This window comes from Micromonospora sp. NPDC049257, from assembly GCF_040678915.1.
GTDB classification, from domain to species: Bacteria; Actinomycetota; Actinomycetes; order Mycobacteriales; family Micromonosporaceae; genus Micromonospora; species Micromonospora antibiotica.
In genome coordinates this window covers 32,075-46,499 of the sequence record NZ_JBFAQU010000024.1, presented here as the reverse complement: position 1 = coordinate 46,499, position 14,425 = coordinate 32,075, and the positions used below count along the sequence as shown (strand labels likewise).

General features: G+C 73.3%; 14 protein-coding genes. 13 read left to right on the top strand and 1 reads right to left on the bottom strand.

The features are described from left to right. Positions 1 to 7: 7 nt before the first annotated feature. From AB0K25_RS25945 to pheT, 9 genes are all read left to right on the top strand, one after another. Positions 8 to 271: a phosphoribosyl-ATP diphosphatase gene (locus AB0K25_RS25945; RefSeq protein WP_132265090.1), complete on the top strand. Its 264-nt coding sequence runs from the start codon at positions 8 to 10 to the stop codon at positions 269 to 271. Positions 272 to 317: 46 nt separating this feature from the next. Continuing rightward, on the top strand, positions 318 to 1,163 hold the full coding sequence (hisG, locus tag AB0K25_RS25940) for an ATP phosphoribosyltransferase (RefSeq protein WP_208570180.1): 846 nt from the start codon (positions 318 to 320) through the stop codon (positions 1,161 to 1,163). Between the two features lie 56 nt (positions 1,164 to 1,219). Beyond that, positions 1,220 to 1,693, top strand: a complete 474-nt coding sequence (locus AB0K25_RS25935) for a PH domain-containing protein (protein WP_219469755.1) — start codon at positions 1,220 to 1,222, stop codon at positions 1,691 to 1,693. A 435-nt stretch (positions 1,694 to 2,128) separates the two neighbouring features. Beyond that, on the top strand, positions 2,129 to 2,779 hold the full coding sequence (gene infC / locus AB0K25_RS25930; RefSeq protein ID WP_219469758.1) for a translation initiation factor IF-3: 651 nt from the start codon (positions 2,129 to 2,131) through the stop codon (positions 2,777 to 2,779). 19 nt (positions 2,780 to 2,798) lie between these two features. After that, complete coding sequence (gene rpmI, locus AB0K25_RS25925) at positions 2,799 to 2,993, top strand: 50S ribosomal protein L35 (RefSeq protein WP_088645193.1); 195 nt, start codon at positions 2,799 to 2,801, stop codon at positions 2,991 to 2,993. Positions 2,994 to 3,025: 32 nt separating this feature from the next. Further along, positions 3,026 to 3,418, top strand: a complete 393-nt coding sequence (rplT, locus tag AB0K25_RS25920) for a 50S ribosomal protein L20 (protein WP_219469761.1) — start codon at positions 3,026 to 3,028, stop codon at positions 3,416 to 3,418. Positions 3,419 to 3,449: 31 nt separating this feature from the next. After that, positions 3,450 to 4,289, top strand: coding sequence for an RNA methyltransferase (locus AB0K25_RS25915; RefSeq protein ID WP_363823208.1), 840 nt, complete (start codon positions 3,450 to 3,452; stop codon positions 4,287 to 4,289). A 211-nt stretch (positions 4,290 to 4,500) separates the two neighbouring features. Continuing rightward, the gene (pheS, locus tag AB0K25_RS25910) at positions 4,501 to 5,580 is read left to right on the top strand and encodes a phenylalanine--tRNA ligase subunit alpha (protein WP_219469765.1); all 1,080 of its coding nucleotides are present in this window, start codon (positions 4,501 to 4,503) and stop codon (positions 5,578 to 5,580) included. A 40-nt stretch (positions 5,581 to 5,620) separates the two neighbouring features. Beyond that, positions 5,621 to 8,200 carry a phenylalanine--tRNA ligase subunit beta gene (pheT, locus tag AB0K25_RS25905; protein WP_219469767.1) on the top strand — a complete coding sequence of 860 codons (2,580 nt, stop codon included), beginning with the start codon at positions 5,621 to 5,623 and terminating at the stop codon, positions 8,198 to 8,200. A 55-nt stretch (positions 8,201 to 8,255) separates the two neighbouring features. Here the strand turns inward: pheT and AB0K25_RS25900 are convergent, their stop codons facing one another. Then, positions 8,256 to 9,134, bottom strand: a complete 879-nt coding sequence (locus tag AB0K25_RS25900) for a Crp/Fnr family transcriptional regulator (RefSeq protein ID WP_244253374.1) — start codon at positions 9,132 to 9,134, stop codon at positions 8,256 to 8,258. Between the two features lie 172 nt (positions 9,135 to 9,306). Between AB0K25_RS25900 and AB0K25_RS25895 the strand changes: the two genes are divergently transcribed. The 4 genes from AB0K25_RS25895 to argC all read left to right on the top strand — a co-directional run bounded on the left by AB0K25_RS25895 (position 9,307) and on the right by argC (position 14,422). Next, positions 9,307 to 10,125, top strand: a complete 819-nt coding sequence (locus AB0K25_RS25895; RefSeq protein WP_219469770.1) for a hypothetical protein — start codon at positions 9,307 to 9,309, stop codon at positions 10,123 to 10,125. Continuing rightward, complete coding sequence (locus tag AB0K25_RS25890) at positions 10,122 to 12,401, top strand: hypothetical protein (protein ID WP_219469774.1); 2,280 nt, start codon at positions 10,122 to 10,124, stop codon at positions 12,399 to 12,401. Before AB0K25_RS25895 ends, AB0K25_RS25890 begins: the two co-directional genes overlap by 4 nt. Further along, positions 12,398 to 13,219, top strand: a complete 822-nt coding sequence (locus AB0K25_RS25885; RefSeq protein ID WP_255597959.1) for a hypothetical protein — start codon at positions 12,398 to 12,400, stop codon at positions 13,217 to 13,219. Before AB0K25_RS25890 ends, AB0K25_RS25885 begins: the two co-directional genes overlap by 4 nt. 201 nt (positions 13,220 to 13,420) lie before the next feature. Next, positions 13,421 to 14,422, top strand: a complete 1,002-nt coding sequence (gene argC, locus AB0K25_RS25880; RefSeq protein WP_219469777.1) for an N-acetyl-gamma-glutamyl-phosphate reductase — start codon at positions 13,421 to 13,423, stop codon at positions 14,420 to 14,422. Positions 14,423 to 14,425 lie beyond the last annotated feature (3 nt).

Genomic DNA, 14,425 nt, shown 5'->3' with positions numbered 1-14,425 from the left:
CGGTCCCGTGAAGACGTTCGAGGAGTTGTTCGCCGAGCTCCAGGCCAAGGCCGCCGCCGGCACGCCGGGCTCGGGCACGGTCGCCGCCCTGTCCAAGGGGGTGCACTTCGTCGGCAAGAAGGTCGTCGAGGAGGCGGCCGAGTCGTGGATGGCCGCCGAGCACGAGGGGCCGGAACGCACCGCCGAGGAGATCTCGCAACTGCTCTACCAGGTGCAGGTGCTGATGCTGGCCAGCGGTCTGGAGCTGAAGGACGTCTACCGACATCTGTGAGTGCGCCCGCGTCGTTGATCTGATCCGATCGAAGGAGCACTCCGTCATGCTGCGTGTCGCCGTACCCAACAAGGGCGCCCTGGCCGAGAAGGCCGCCCAGATGCTGCGCGAGGCGGGCTACCGCCAGCGCACCGACCCCAAGGACCTGGTCTGCCCGGACGAGGCCAACGACATCGAGTTCTTCTACCTGCGCCCGAAGGACATCGCCACCTACGTCGGCTCGGGTGACCTCGACGTCGGGATCACCGGCCGGGACCTGCTGATCGACTCCGGCGCCCCCGCCGAGGAGGTGGTCGACCTGGCGTTCGGTCGGGCCACCTTCCGCTTCGCCGCCCGCCCCCAGGACGTCGGTGACGTGCAGGAGCTGGGCGGGCACCGGATCGCCACCGCGTACCCGGGGCTGGTCGAGCGCTACCTGGCCGACCTGGGCGTCAAGGCCGACGTGATCCGGCTCGACGGCGCGGTGGAGAACGCCATCCGGCTCGGGGTCGCCGACGTCGTCGCCGACGTGGTGGAGACCGGCGCGACGCTGCGCCAGGCCGGGCTGGTGGTCTTCGGGGACCCGCTGCTGCGCTCCTCGGCGGTGCTGGTCCGCCGGGCCGGTGCGCCGGCGCACCCGCAGGCGGAGCAGTTGCTGCGTCGCCTGCACGGGGTGCTGGTGGCCCGCCGGTACGTGATGCTCGCCTACGACGTGCCGGCCGGCCTGCTCGACCGGGCCAGCGCCCTCACCCCGGGCATCGAGTCGCCGACGGTCTCCCCGCTGCACCGGGAGGGCTGGGTCGCCGTGCAGGCGATGGTGCTCCGCGACGACGTGCACCGGATCATGGACGAGCTGTACGAGTTGGGCGCCCGCGCCATCCTGGTCACCAACATCCACGCCTGCCGCCTCTGATCCCGCCACCGGGTGGCGGCGCGGGGGTGGGCTGCGGCGGGTGGCAGACTGGAGCGGTGAGCGACACCGAGTTGATCCGCCTGAAGCCGCGCCGTATCCGGGTCGTCTGTTGGGCCTCGGCGATCGCCCTGCTGGTGGTCTTCAGCCTGGTGGCCACCTCGTTGACCGGGGCGACCGGCGAGGGCTACGGCACCTTCCAGCGGGGTGACCAGTTCGCCATGATCGGCCTCGGGGTGTTCGGCGCGCTGGGCATCCTGCTGTTCACCCGGCCCCGGGTCGAGGCGGACGCCCGGGGGGTGCGGGTGCGCAACATCCTCGGCTCGTACGAGTTGCCCTGGGAGGTGGTCCGGGGGGTGCGCTTCGACCGGGGTGCGCCGTGGGCCAGCCTGGAGCTGCACGACGACGACCTGCTGCCGATGGTGGCGCTCCAGGCTGCCGACAAGGAGATCGCGGTCGACGGGGTGCGCGCGTTGCGCCGGTTGCACCAGGCCCACCTGGCCCGCCTGGGCGGCGCCTCCACCATCCGCTGACCGCGCCGACCGACCGGCGACGGGGGTAGCCGACCGGCAGCCGGTCGGCTACCAGGCTGGCCGTGCCGGCCGGTCCGGGCCCGCCGCCGGGCTTCTCGGGCCGTGTTGACCTGCGGGCCCGGTTTGGGGATGGCTGGGGCGGGGGTGTAGTGTTTCGGAGTCGACCAGACTGCCTCCGCCTCCGGCGGTCAGGCGGTCCCGAAGCGGAGCGCCTGCTCCCACCCGAGTCGCCCCAGTCGGTGGCCGGGTCCGGTCACCGGTTCCGGGCATGTCCCGGTGCCGGATGCGCGATCATGTGATCGTGCCGACCGGTCGAGCGGGCCCTGGCATGTGCCGGGGCCTTCTGCTTTCCGAGTCGTCCCCACCCGGGGGCCGCGCGGAGTCGGCCACACAGCAGACTCGACTCGAGGAGGCCCCATCAGCGTCGAACCACGCGTGAACGAGCAGATCCGGGCACGTGAGGTCCGACTGGTCGGCCCTGAGGGTGAGCAGGTGGGCATCGTCCCGCTGGAGCGCGCCCTGCAGCTGGCCGCGGACGTCGACCTGGACCTGGTCGAGGTTGCGCCGATGGCGCGCCCGCCGGTGTGCAAGCTCATGGACTTCGGCAAGTTCAAGTACGAGAGCGCACTCAAGGCGCGCGAAGCGCGGCGTAACCAGCAGCAGACCGTCATCAAGGAGATGAAGCTCCGGCCGAAGATCGACCCGCACGACTACGAGACCAAGAAGGGTCACGTGGTGCGGTTCCTCAAGGCGGGCGACAAGGTCAAGGTGACGATCATGTTCCGTGGTCGGGAGCAGAGCCGCCCGGAGCTGGGTTACCGGCTCCTGCGCCGGCTCGAGTCCGAGATCACGGACCTGGGATACGTCGAGGCCGCTCCGAAGCAGGACGGTCGGAACATGATCATGGTCCTCGCGCCGCACCGGGCCGTGAAGGCCTCCGCGGTCGCCGCCACGGCGTCCCGCACCGGCCCCCGGGACCGGACCGCGGACGAGTCCGCGCCGCCGGCAGACGGCGAGGCCCCGGTGGCCGGCGAGACCGCAGCAGCCGGCGAGACCGGCCCGACCGCTGACACCAGCGGCCAGTAACAGGGAGAAGACGTTCCACATGCCGAAGATGAAGAGCCACACGGGTATGGGCAAGCGGGTCAAGGTGACCGGCAAGGGCAAGATCGTCGCCCAGCAGGCCGGCCTTCGCCACAACCTGGAGAAGAAGCCGTCCACCCAGACCCGGCGGCTGACCGGCACGGTCGAGCTGGCCAAGTCCGACGTCAAGCGCATCAAGAAGCTGCTCGGCCGCTGACGCGCGCCACCTTTACCTAACAAGGAGTTGAGATGGCACGCGTCAAGCGGGCTGTGAACGCCCAGAAGAAGCGTCGTACCCTGCTGGAGACCGCGAGTGGTTACCGCGGTCAGCGCTCCCGGCTGTACCGCAAGGCCAAGGAGCAGGTGCTGCACTCGATGCAGTACGCCTACCGGGACCGTCGTGACCGCAAGGGCGACTTCCGGCAGCTCTGGATCCAGCGCATCAACGCTGGCGCCCGGGCCAACGGCATGACCTACAACCGGCTCATCCAGGGCCTGCGCCTGGCCGGCATCGAGGTCGACCGCAAGATCCTCGCCGACATGGCCGTCCACGACGCCGCGTCGTTCGCCGCGATCGTCGAGCTGGCCCGCGCCGCCGTGACGGCCGAGGGCACCGGTGGCGCCGCAGCCCAGGCTGCCTGACCACCCGCAACAACGGATCGAGGCGTCTCCCATGCAGTCACCAGCGCACGGGAGACGCCTCGACGCCGTCACCGGCCCGTTCACCCCGCGTACCCCCAGGGTGGTCGCCGCCCGCCGGCTGCACCGGCGTCGGGACCGCGACACGGCCGGCCGGTTCCTCGCCGAGGGCCCGCAGGCGGTCCGCGAGGCCCTCGACCGCACCGACACGGTGGTGGAACTCTTCGGCACCCCGACCGCCCTGGACCGGCACGCCGACCTGGCGGCCCGCGCCGCCCGCGCCGACCTGCCGGTCTCCGAGATCACCGACGAGGCCCTGGCCGCGTTGACCGAGACCGTCGCCCCGCAGGGGCTGGTCGCCGTCTGCCGGCACCTCGACGTGCCGTTGCGGACCGCCCTGGCGCGCGGACCGCGCCTGGTCGCGGTGCTCGCCGGCATCCGTGACCCGGGCAACGCCGGCACCGTGCTGCGCACCGCCGACGCGGCCGGCGCGGGCGCGGTGGTCTTCGCCGGTGACACCGTCGACCCCTACAACGGCAAGTGCGTGCGGGCCTCCGCCGGCAGCCTCTTCCACGTCGACGTGGTCCGCGCCGCCGCCCCCGGCGCGGCGGTCGCCGGGCTCCGCGCCGCCGGGCTCACGATTCTCGCCACCACCGGGTACGGCGACAGCGACCTCGACGACCTCGTCGACCACGGCCGGCTCGCCGCCCCCACCGCCTGGCTGTTCGGGGCCGAGGCGCACGGTCTGCCCGAGGAGTTGACCGCCGTCGCCGACGCCCGGGTCCGGGTGCCGCTGCACGGGCGGGCCGAGAGCCTGAACCTGGCTGCGGCTGCCGCCGTCTGCCTGTACGCTTCAGCCCGAGCACTGCGCTGACCCCGGTCGGCGCACACCCAGCAGGGGAGTCGGTCACGTGCGGAACGCGCCACGGCGTTCGTTTACCCAGCCCGCCGGTGTCGGCGGGCGGCGGGCCTGACCCTTCCCCGCGCGCAACTCCCACCGGCGGGCTGCGGCGAAGCCGCGCGTCCGTAGACTCGCCTAGCCGCCCGGGAGGGTCGGCGCCGCCGTGAGGGAGTGCCCGTACGCCATGAGCTACCGCAACGATCCGTACGACCCGAAGCAGGTCGCCCTGCTCGACCCGGCCGCCCTGGCCGAGGCGGTGGCCACCGCCGAGCAGGCGTTCACCGCCGCCACCGACCCCGACGCGTTGACCGCGCTGCGCCCCGCGCACCTCGGTGACCGGTCCCCGGTGTCGCTGGCCCGCCGGGAGATCGGCGCGCTGCCGCCGGCCGCGAAGTCCGACGCCGGCAAGCGGGTCAACGAGGCCCGCCGGGCGATCGAGTCCGCGTACGCGGCCCGCGCCGAGGTGCTCGACCGGGAGCAGGCCGCCCGGGTGCTGGTCGAGGAGCGGGTCGACGTGACCCTGCCGTACGACCGGCGGCCCCGGGGTGCACGCCACCCGCTGTCGACCCTGATGGAGCAGATCAGCGACCTGTTCGTCGGGATGGGCTACGAGGTGGCCGAGGGTCCCGAGGTCGAGTTGGAGTGGACCAACTTCGACGCGTTGAACATCCCCGCCGACCATCCGGCACGCGGGCTGATGGACACCTTCCACATCGCACCGCCGGCCGGCGCGGACACCTCCGGCCTGGTGCTGCGCACCCACACCTCGCCGGTGCAGGCGCGCACCATGCTCACCCGCAAGCCCCCCATCTACGTGGTGGTGCCCGGCCGGGTCTACCGCACCGACGAGTTGGACGCCACCCACGCGCCCGTCTTCCACCAGGTCGAGGGCCTGGTGGTGGACCGGGGCATCACGATGGCGCACCTGCGCGGCACCCTCGACCACTTCGCCCGGGCCATGTTCGGCGCGGGGGCGAAGACCCGGTGGCGTCCGCACTACTTCCCGTTCACCGAGCCGTCGGGGGAGTTCGACGTGTGGTTCCCCGAGCACCGCGACGGCCCGCGCTGGGTCGAGTGGGGCGGCTGCGGCATGGTCAACCCGAGGGTGCTGCGGGCCTGCGGCATCGACCCGGAGGTCTACTCCGGGTTCGCGTTCGGCATGGGCATCGACCGGACGGTGATGTTCCGGCACGGGGTCAGCGACATGCGGGACATGGCCGAGGGCGACGTGCGGTTCACCCGCGCGTTCGGGGCCGGGGCGTAGGGCGATGCGGGTACGAGTCACGGAGACGGTGGTCTGAGTCATGCGAGTTTCTGTCAGTTGGCTGCGGGAGTATGTCGATCTCCCCGTCGACCTGCCCACCGAGGATCTGGAACAGGCCCTGGTGGACCTCGGCATCGAGGTCGAGTCAGTGGTGGACCTGCGCCGCACGGTCACCGGTCCGCTGGTCGTCGGTGAGGTCCGCGAGATCGAGGAGCTGACCGGGTTCAAGAAGCCGATCCGGCACTGCCTGGTCGACGTCGGCGCCGCCAACGGCACCGGCGAACTCCAGCAGATCGTCTGCGGGGCGCGGAACTTCGCCCCCGGCGACCGGGTCGTGGTGATCCTGCCCGGCGGGGTCCTGCCCGGCGACTTCACCATCGGCGCGCGCAAGACGTACGGCCGGATGTCGGCCGGCATGATCTGCTCGGCGCAGGAGCTGGGCCTGGGTGACGACCACTCCGGCATCATCGTGCTGCCGCCGGACACCGCCGCCCGACCCGGCGACGACGCCCGCCCGGTGGTGGGCCTCGACGACGTCGTGGTCGAGCTGGAGATCACCCCCGACCGGGGGTACGCGTTGAGCGTGCGCGGCATCGCCCGGGAGCTGGCGTACGCCCTGGGGTTGTCCTTCCGTGACCCGGGCCTGGTGCCCGCGCCGGCCGGGACGGCCGAGCCGGCGTACCCGGTGCAGCTGCGCGACACGGTGGGCTGTGACCGGTTCACCGCCCGGATGGTCCGGGGTGTCGACCCGACGGCGGCCACGCCCGGCTGGATGCGGCAGCGGCTGACCGTGGCCGGCATCCGCAGCATCTCGCTGCCGGTCGACATCACCAACTACGTGATGCTCGAGTTGGGTCAGCCGATGCACGCCTTCGACGCCGACCGGATCACCGGTCCGCTGGTGGTGCGCCGGGCCGAGGCGGGCGAGAAGGTGACCACCCTGGACGGTGTGGTCCGCGCGCTCACCACCGAGGACATGGTGATCTGCGATGCCGGGCTGCCCAACTCCCTCGCGGGCGAGGGCGACGGCGTCCCGATCTCGCTGGCCGCGGTGATGGGCGGCGAGACCAGTGAGGTGGTCGGCGGCACCACCGACGTGCTGCTGGAGGCCGCCCACTGGGACCCGGTGATGGTGGGCCGTACCGCCCGCCGGCACAAGCTGTTCAGCGAGGCGGCCAAGCGGTGGGAGCGGGGGGTCGACCCGGCGCTGCCGCTGGTGGCCCTCCAGCGCGCCGTCGAGCTGCTCACCACGCACGGCGGTGGCGAGGCCGGCGCGGAGGTCCTCGACCTCGACCACGTCCGGCCGATGCGCCCGGTCACCCTCCCGGCCGACCTGCCGTCGCGCCGGATCGGGGTGGACTACTCCCCGCAGCGGGTGGTCGACCTGCTGGAGCAGGTGGGTTGCACGGTGATCCGGGGCGGCGACCGGCTGGCCGAGGACCCGGGGACGGTCGGGACGGCCGCCGATGCCGGCGACGTGCTCACCGTCACCCCGCCGACCTGGCGGCCCGACCTCACCGACCCGGCGGACCTGGTCGAGGAGGTGGTCCGCCTCGACGGTTACGACCGGGTGCCGTCGGTGCTGCCGACCGCGCCGCCCGGCCGGGGTCTGACCTGGCAGCAGCGTCGCCGCCGGGCGGTGGCCCGCTCACTGGCCGAACGCGGCTACGTCGAGGTGCTGGGCCTGCCGTTCGTCGCCCCGGAGCTGGCCGACCAGCTGGGGCTGCCCGCCGACGATCCGCGTCGGCCGGCGGTGCGGCTGGCCAACCCGCTGTCGGAGGAGGAGCCGCTGCTGCGCACCACGCTGCTCGGCCCGCTGCTGGGCATCCTCAAGCGCAACCTGGGCCGGGGCCACCGTGACCTCGCGCTCTATGAGATCGGCACGGTGTTCCACCCGCGGGCCGGGGTGGGTGCGCCGCCGGTCATGGGGGTGGACCGTCGCCCCACCGACGCCGAGTTCGCCGCCGCCGACGCGGTGGTGCCGGCCCAGCCCCGGCACGTCGCGGTGGTGCTCACCGGTGACGTGGAACCGGCCGGCTGGTGGGGCGCTGGCCGCGCCGCCGGCTGGGCCGACGCCGTGGAGGCCGGCCGGGCGGTGCTCGCCGCCGCCGACCTGCCGGCGGACCGGATAGAGGTACGGGCCGCCGAGCACGCCCCCTGGCACCCGGGTCGCTGTGCCGCGCTGCTGGTCGACGGGGTGGTGGTCGGCCACGCCGGTGAGCTGCACCCGACGGTGGTGGCGGCGTTGGAGCTGCCCCGCCGCACCAGCGCCATGGAACTGGACCTGGACGCCCTGCCGGCCGCCCCGGTGGTGTCCGCGCCGACCGTGTCGGGGTTCCCCCCCGCGTTGATCGACGTGGCGTTGGTGCTGGACGAGTCGGTGCCGGCCGCCGACGTCCGGGCCGCACTGGTCGAGGGGGCCGGTGAGCTGCTGGAGCACGTCCGGCTCTTCGACGTGTACGCCTCGGAGTCGCTCGGCGCGGGTCGCCGGTCGCTGGCGTACAAGCTCACCTTCCGGGCGCCGGACCGGACGCTGACCGTGGAGGAGGCGGTGGCCGCCCGGGACGCCGCCGTGGCCGTCGCCGCCCGGCGGTTCGGGGCGACCCTGCGCGGCGCCTGAGGCGCACCGGCCTGACGACGGCCCCGATCCGTTCACCGGGTCGGGGCCGTCGCCGTCACGTCTCGTCGGTGATCTCCCCGCAGGCCCGCAGGGCGGCCAGGTCGCGCACGGTGATCCGCCGGTAGTCGGTCTCCACCAGCCCGTCGGCGCGCAGCTCCCGTAGCGCCTTCTGGATCGAGGTCTCGGCGGCCCCGCAGATGGTGGCGAGTTCCGGTTGGGTCAGCCGGACGTCGATGACCACCGCGTCGCGGTCCTGTCGACCGTGTGAGCGGCACAGGTCCGCCACCACCCGGGCCACCCGGATCTTCACCGAGTACGAGGAGAAGTCGATCCGGCGGCGGTTGGACCAGCGCAGCCGGTCGGAGACCATGGCGGCCAGTTCCAGGGCGGCGTTGGGGTGGCCCCGCAGGAAGGTCTTGAACTGCTCGGGCTGGATGACGCTGTAGCTGGTGGGCCCGCAGGTGGTCACGGTCGCCGATCGGGGGCGGTCGTTAAGGGCCGACATCTCGCCCACCAGGTCGCCGCCGACCCGCAGTGCCAGCAGGGCGGTCCGCCCGTCGGGCAGGGACGCCGTGACCTTTGTCAGGCCGTCCTCCAGTAGCACCAGGTGCGCCTCCCGGTGACCCTCGTGGATGAGGATCTGCCCGGCCGGCACCTGACGCCGGACTCCGGACGCCAGCAACGCGGTCCGCACCGGGTCGTCGAGCCGTTGCAGGAAGGTCCCGTACGGCCAGTCGCCGTCGGGCCGGTCGTGTGGTAGCCGCATCAGCATCAGCACCTTCCTCAGCAGACGAGAAGTGTCGAAGCGTATCCGTGTGGACACGCGTCGCACCGCCCCGCTGCGGACCGCGAGGGCCTCGACGACCAGCAGGGCGAGGATCGCGGCGGGGGACACCCCGAGCGCCAGGAGCAGTTCGGTCAGGTTCGTCCACATGCTGGCAGCAGACCGGATACCGGCTACCACGACATCTGTCCACGGTGGGATGACCGGATGCCGACAGTCCCGCCGATGCCGTACTTCTGAGGGGTCTGCGGGCATCGGGCCGGGTTCGATGTGCCCGGTGGTGCCCGCTCGCCGAGCGGGCCGGCGACGAAGGGTGTGCCGGATGCGACATCCCGAACGGCGTCTGCTGGTTTCCGTGGACATGGAGCGGTACAGCCGACGCAGCAATCTTCAGCAGTACGAGGCACAGGAGAACTTCCACACCCTGCTGCACGCGGCGGCGACCGAGGTGGGCCTGGACCGGGTCGCCTGGACCACCCAGCAGGCCGGTGACGGCGAGCTGGCGATCCTGCCCCGCGACGTCCCGGAGTCCCGGGTCATCGGCCGGTTCGTACCGGAACTCAACCGGCGACTGCGGGCGTTCAACAGCAGCCGGACCGCTCCCGCGCAGATCCGGTTGCGGGTGGCCGTACACCAGGGTCTGGTGCACCTGGACGGGGCCAACGGTTTCCCCGGCCACGCGGTCGTGCACGTCTGCCGGCTCTGCGACGCCACCCCGGTGCGGCAGGCGCTCGCCGCGTTCCCCGACGCGGGGGTCGCGCTGGTCGTCTCGACGGAGATGTACCGCGACGTGGTCTGCGAGTATCCGGAGGAGATGCGGCCGGAACGGTTTCGCCGGATCGAGGTCGAGCACCCGGCGAAGGAGTTCCGGGAGCCCGCCTGGCTCTACGTGGTCGACGAGGACATGTCGTCGTGGCCACCGCCGCAGGAGCCGTCGTCGCCCACCGGGGGACCGCCACCTCCCCGGCCGGACACCGGGGCCGGCACGGCCGGGAAGGATACCGGGGCCGGCGCGGCCGGGTCGGGCATCCGCACCGGCGACATCTGGGTGCAGGGGCAGAACGCGATCGGCCCGAACGCGACGGCCATCGGATCGGTCGGCCGCGACGCCGTCTTCGGCGGCGATGGCGGCGGCCGATGAACGGGACGGCGGATTCGTGGGACCCGCCGGCCCCGGACGACGTCGGAGCCCCCGCACCGGTCGACGCCGCGCCGGACTCCGCCCGCTCCGACGAACGGGGGTCGGGCGAGACCGTGGCCGGGCGGCCCGCGCCGACGGATGCGCCCCCGCCGGGGTCGGCCGCCGAGGACGAACCGCAGGACGAACCGGAGGAGGCACCGGACCCGGCTGCCGTCCTCGCCCGGCTCACCGCACTGCTCGGTGCCCCGTCGAGCATCGGGGTCGGTGACGTACGGGTCCGCGGCCAGAACGCGACCGGTCCGGGGGCTACCGCGATCGGCACCGTGAACATCACCACGGCGACCGTGGGGGCGGGCGGCCGGACCTGGTCGGAGACGCTCAGCGGCACCTGGGTGCGGCAGTTGGCCGACGGCTACGCCCCCGCGCCGAGCGACCAGCGGCTGGACCGGCAGCTCAAACTGCGCCACCTGGTCTGTCTGACCGGCCCCGACGGAACGGGGCGACACACCGCCGGCTGCCTGGCCTCGGCCCGCCGCTACGGCTACGACCGGGTCGGCGTGCTCGACGCGGAACACCTGTCGGACCTGTTGGGCGCCGACGCACCCGTTCGGCCCGGCCACGGCTACACCCTGGCGCTCGGCGACGAGGCGGTCCGGGAGTTGGACGGCCTGACCCTGGTGGGACTCGCGGCGAGGTTGGAGACCCTCGGGAGCAGCCTGGTGCTGGTCGGGGACTTCGCGCACCGGGAGCAGGAGTTCACCGGGCAGCTGGTGCCCCACCGCCCGGCGGCCTCGGTGGAGGTGTTCCGGGCGCAACTGCGCCGGCTGCTGCGTGGGCAGTGCGTCGGCTGGTGCGCCGACCACTGCACCGGTGACTGCGTCGACGCGTACGTCGAGGAGGAGTGCGTCCCGCATCCGCTGCTCGCCGCCCACCTGGCCGGCGGTCCGCGCGCCGGTGAGGTCGTCCGGCTGGCGGAGCTGATCGCCCAGGCGCCGCCGCGCGGCGGCGACCTCACCGAACGGCTGGAGCGACTGCTGCCCCGGCAGTTGCGCGAGCGTGCCCGACGGGTGCTCTGCGCCGAGGAAGACGGTGTCGACGGGTCGTCCCGGTGGGACGTCGACCAGCGACGGGCGTTCCGGCTGTCCTGCGCGGTGCTGGCGGGACAGTCGGTGGTGGAGGTCCAGGCGGCGGCCGGACGGTTGCTCACGGGGCCGGCACCGGACACCGACGGCGCGACCACGCCACCGGTGGGGTTCCTCGGTGGGGTGGTCGACCTGCTGCTCGGACCGGTGCTGCGGCAGGCCGTCGTCCTGGTCGACGACGACCGGCTCAGCGGTGGGCGGCGGATCGAGTTCTCGCCCGGCAACGACCAGTTGCGGACCAGCCTCCTGGAGGTCGCCTGGTCGGACTGGTGGCTGCCGGAGCATCTGCTCGGTTGGCTCGCCACCCTGGTGCGCACGGGGTCGCCCGGGGTCCGGGAGGCCGCTGCGGGAGCGGTGGGCTGGTCCGCCCGGCACGGGGTGCGGGTCGCCCTGGAGACCGTGGACCAGTTGGCCCGGGAACGCCGGGCCGGCGTCCGGCAGGCCGCCGCCATCGCGTTGGTCGCCATGGCCATGCAACCGGAGCTACGCCAGCGCGTACGCACGGAACTGGACCGGTGGGCGTCCGTAGGGCCGGCCCACCTGCGGGACACGGTTGCCCGCGCCTACGCGTTGGGGCTCGCCCGGCTCTGGCCCGACACCGCCCTGCTGCATCTGCGCCAGATCGCCGGGGCGCGGATGCAACGCTGGCACCACTCGGTGGTGCGGGGCCTGGTCGAGGTGCACACGGCCGGTCACCAGGCGACCGTGTTGCCGGCCCTCGCGCAGTGGACGCGGTCGCCGGACCCGGAGGTGTGGCTGCACGCCGGACGGGCGTTGCGGGTGCTCGCCGACCGGTGGGCGCCCGCCCCTCGGGAGCACTGGCCGGAGCTGCTCGATCTGGCGCGGGTCGGCACCGTGTCGACGACCGACCTGGCCGACTGCTGGGCGAACGCGCTCAGCCTTCCCACGACCGCCTACCGCGCGTGGCGCACGCTCGGTTTCTGGCTCAACCGGGCCGACGGGCACCCCGAGGTCGCCGCCCACTGCCTGGAACTGCTCGCTCTGGTGGTGGCGGGCCGGGCACCCCTGCGGCACCGGCTGGACCACCAGCTGAGCCACGTCTGGGGACCCCTGATGCCCCACAACTCCCTGCTCGCCGCCGTACGCCGACTCACCGACGAGGATCACCGATGAACCCGCACCCCAGCACCGCCATGGGCAGCCAACTTCCGATGCCGCAGCGCCGCCACTGGTGGCAGGGCCTGTTCGGCTCGCCGGCTCCGCTGGAGCCGGTGCCGCCGCTGCCACCGCCGCCGCCCGTCACGGTGTCGTTCCGCCAGGACGTCCCGCATCCGCTGCTGGTGCCGGCGAAGGGGGACGCGTTCGATTTCCGGGTGCACCCCGTGTATCTGTGGACCGGCCGGCGGATGACGTTCGACGAGTTGAAGTTCCGTGCCGAGCGGTATCTCGACTGGGCCGGTGGGATCGTCCGGGAGCGGATCGTGGACGTGTCCCGGGAGTTCGAGCCGCACCGCTCCCACGAGCTGGAGCGGGTGCTCAACGAACGGCTCGCCGGGCAGCGGTGGCCGGCGAACGAGTCGCTGCCGCAGTTCACCGCCCACGTGCGGGTCAGCCCCGACGAGCGGGTGCGTGACCGGCTGCGGCCGTACTGGGAGGAGCGGATCCGGCTGGAGTGTGACCACGAGTTGCAGAAGATCCGGGCCCGGCACGTCGACGACCTGACCCGCCGGTGGTGTGCGGTGCTCCAGGCGTTGGAGGCCGATCCGGTGACCGCGCACGCGGCCCGGTTGACCGGGGAGCAGTTCGCCGACGTCTTCCGCCGTTATGTCGACGAGCGTCGGGGAACGGTGCCGGAGCTGGTGGCCCTGCTGCGGGAGGCGGTCCGGGGACACCACGACCTCAACCTGGGCCCGTCGGAGTACACCGAGGCCTGGGACGTGGCGCTGCGGACCTACCAGCGGCAGCACGGGTTGGCCGAGCGGGCGAACTGAGCCGGTGGTCGGGTCCCGGGCCGGCAAGCCGGGACCCGGCCACCTCTGGGTCGGTCGACGTAGCCAGGGCAGCGGGTTCGCCCAGGGTGGTCGGGGCGTGACCGGTGGTCAGGCTTATCATTTACATGCGGACAGGTGTATTAACTTGCATCCGGCGCAGGCGCGGACTAGCCTTCTCTGCATAGTCATGCGGAGGTAGGAATGGGTATCCGAGTTGCGGTCGCCGGGGCGAGTGGTTACGCCGGGGGCGAGCTGCTGCGCCTGATCGCCGGTCATCCCGAGTTCGACCTGGTCACCGCCACCGCCCACCGTCAGGCCGGAGCGCCGGTCACCGCCGTGCACCCGCAGCTCGTGGGGTTGGACCTGGTGTTCGCGGCGACCGATGCGGCCACGCTGGCCGACGCGGACCTGGTCTTCCTGGCCCTGCCGCACGGCGAGTCAGCGGCGCTCGCCGCCGAACTGCCCGAGTCGGTGCGGGTGGTCGACCTCGGTGCCGACCACCGGCTGCGCGACGCCGACGCCTGGTCCCGCTACTACGGCGGCCCGCACGCCGGGGCGTGGACGTACGGCCTGCCGGAGCTGCCCGGCCAGCGGGCCGCGATCGCCGGGGCGACCCGGGTCGCCAACACCGGCTGCTACGCCGTGGCCATCACCCTGGCCCTCGCGCCGCTGGTCGCCGCCGGTGCGGTCTCGCCGGCCGACGTGGTCGTGGTCGCCGCCTCCGGCACCTCCGGGGCCGGGCGGGCCGCCAAGACACACCTGCTCGGCAGCGAGGTGATGGGGGACCTGTCGCCCTACAAGGTGGGTGCCCACCAGCACGTCCCGGAGATCAAACAGGCCACCGGCGCGACCGGGCTGTCGCTGACCCCGGTGCTGGCCCCGATGCCGCGCGGCATCCTCGCCACCGTCACCGCCGTGCCCACCGGCGACGCCGACCCGCGCGCGGTGCTGGCCGAGGCGTACGCCGACGCGCCGTTCGTGCACCTGCTGCCCGAGGGGGCGTGGCCGCACACCGCCGCCACCGCCGGGGCGAACTCCTGCCACCTCCAGGCCACCGTCGACGTCGACTCCGGTCGGGTGATCGTGGTCAGCGCCATCGACAACCTCGGCAAGGGCGCCGCCGGTCAGGCGGTGCAGAACGCCAACCTGATGCTCGGCCTGCCCGAAACCACCGGCCTGCCCCTCTTTGGAGTTGCACCGTGAGCG

What these genes read in the sequence shown, in the direction of transcription:
- pheS (WP_219469765.1), top strand. Translation starts at nt 4,501, where the DNA reads ATGAGCTACCGCAACGATCCGTACGACCCGAAGCAGGTCGCCCTGCTC.
- argC (WP_219469777.1), top strand. Translation starts at nt 13,421, where the DNA reads ATGGGTATCCGAGTTGCGGTCGCCGGGGCGAGTGGTTACGCCGGGGGC.
- hisG (WP_208570180.1), top strand. Translation starts at nt 318, where the DNA reads ATGCTGCGTGTCGCCGTACCCAACAAGGGCGCCCTGGCCGAGAAGGCC.
- AB0K25_RS25885 (WP_255597959.1), top strand. Translation starts at nt 12,398, where the DNA reads ATGAACCCGCACCCCAGCACCGCCATGGGCAGCCAACTTCCGATGCCG.
- rpmI (WP_088645193.1), top strand. Translation starts at nt 2,799, where the DNA reads ATGCCGAAGATGAAGAGCCACACGGGTATGGGCAAGCGGGTCAAGGTG.
- pheT (WP_219469767.1), top strand. Translation starts at nt 5,621, where the DNA reads ATGCGAGTTTCTGTCAGTTGGCTGCGGGAGTATGTCGATCTCCCCGTC.
- AB0K25_RS25895 (WP_219469770.1), top strand. Translation starts at nt 9,307, where the DNA reads ATGCGACATCCCGAACGGCGTCTGCTGGTTTCCGTGGACATGGAGCGG.
- rplT (WP_219469761.1), top strand. Translation starts at nt 3,026, where the DNA reads ATGGCACGCGTCAAGCGGGCTGTGAACGCCCAGAAGAAGCGTCGTACC.
- AB0K25_RS25900 (WP_244253374.1), bottom strand. Translation starts at nt 9,134, where the DNA reads ATGTGGACGAACCTGACCGAACTGCTCCTGGCGCTCGGGGTGTCCCCC.
- AB0K25_RS25915 (WP_363823208.1), top strand. Translation starts at nt 3,450, where the DNA reads ATGCAGTCACCAGCGCACGGGAGACGCCTCGACGCCGTCACCGGCCCG.
- AB0K25_RS25890 (WP_219469774.1), top strand. Translation starts at nt 10,122, where the DNA reads ATGAACGGGACGGCGGATTCGTGGGACCCGCCGGCCCCGGACGACGTC.